This window comes from Microbacterium sp. Bi128 (assembly GCF_918698205.1).
Genome location: NZ_CAKKMM010001160.1, coordinates 1 through 1,630 on the forward strand (window position 1 = coordinate 1; position 1,630 = coordinate 1,630).

General features: G+C 65.3%; 1 protein-coding gene and 1 pseudogene. One reads left to right on the forward strand and one right to left on the reverse strand.

The annotated features are described in order from the left end of the window. Positions 1 to 1,240 (forward strand): OB-fold nucleic acid binding domain-containing protein (locus LQV45_RS30805; protein WP_230011078.1); only part of this gene is annotated, 1,240 nt, incomplete at its 5' end. Between the two features lie 95 nt (positions 1,241 to 1,335). Here the strand turns inward: LQV45_RS30805 and LQV45_RS30810 are convergent. Beyond that, a pseudogene (locus LQV45_RS30810) lies at positions 1,336 to 1,630 on the reverse strand (hypothetical protein); the annotation flags it as partial.

The window sequence follows — 1,630 nt, forward strand, 5'->3', positions numbered from 1 at the left end:
CAAGACCCTCTGGGACATCCTGCTGCCGTTCTCCGACTACGCCTTCAACAAGGCGCACTCGGCCGCCTACGGCGTGATCTCCTACTGGACCGCGTACCTGAAGGCGCACTACGCGCCGGAGTACATGGCGGCCCTGCTGACCTCAGTGGGCGACGACAAGGACAAGTCGGCGATCTACCTCAACGAATGCCGGCGCATGGGCATCACTGTCCTGCCGCCCGACGTCAACGAGTCAGCCCTCAACTTCACCCCGGTGGGCACCGACATCCGCTTCGGCATGGGCGCCATCCGCAACGTCGGCGTGAACGCCGTCGAAGCCATGGTGGCGGCGCGCGAAAAAGAAGGCGCCTACACCTCCTTCAAGGACTACCTCCTGAAGGTCCCGGCAGTGGTCTGCAACAAGCGCACCATCGAATCCCTGATCAAGGCCGGCGCCTTCGACTCGCTCGGCCACCCCCGGCGGGCCCTGGCCATGATCCATGAAGAAGCGATCGACTCCGTCATCACCCTCAAGCGCAACGAGGCGATCGGCCAGTTCGACCTCTTCGCCGGCTTTGAGGACCAGCTCAGCACCGAGATCCCGGACCTGCCGGAATGGGAGAAGAAGGACAAACTGGCGTTCGAGCGCGACATGCTCGGCCTCTACGTCTCCGACCACCCGCTGCAAGGACTTGAAGGGCTCCTGAGCCAGCACGCCGACCGGTCGATCACCTCGATCATCGCCGAAGACGGCCCGCCGGACGGCTCGATCGTGACCATCGCCGGTATGATCACCTCGCTCAGCCGGCGGATCGCCAAGGCCAGCGGCAACGCCTACGCCCGGGCCGAAATCGAGGACCTCGCCGGTTCCATGGAGGTCATGTTCTTCGGCCAGGTCTACGGCCCCATCGCCTCGGTGCTCGCGGAGGACCTGATCGTGGTGGTCAAGGGCCGGCTGCAGCGGCGCGACGACGGCGCCGTCACCTTGAACTGCATGGAACTCTCCGTGCCGGACCTCAGCGACAGCCAGAACGGGCCCGTGGTGATCACCATGGCCACGCACAAGGCCACCGAGGCCGTGGTCACCGAGCTGGGCGACGTGCTGCGCACCCACCGCGGAAATTCGGAGGTCCGCCTGCACCTGCAGGGCGACACCCGGGTGGAGGTCATGGGCCTGCCGGTGCACCTGCGCGTCAACCCGAGCCCGTCACTGTTCGGCGATCTGAAGGTGCTGCTCGGCCCGACCTGTTTGGATAACTGACATGCAGGGGGTTGCTGGCGGCCAGGCAAGGCTGAGCGATCCAGGGCACCCTGAGTATCGCCGCCCCGCGAGGGTTCACGCACAGCATCCGAGGATCATGTTTTCGGGTTGAGCGTTCCCCGGGCGATGCTGTCGGCGGAGTGGGCCGGGTTCCCGTTGTATGGCTGGTTGGAGACGTCCACGATGGGGTACTGGGCCAGATCAATGCCGTCCGGGATGGTGAAGATGCCGGATTCATTGTCGAGGACACCCAGGCTGACCATTCTGGACAGGTCGGCAGAGCCGACCCACACTCCCCGGAATCCGGTGATGTGGTCGTTGGAGAGCCGGATGATCAGGTGCCGGGTTCCATCGGGGAGTTGCTCCACCCGGGCGTCTCCGCTCCCGGTA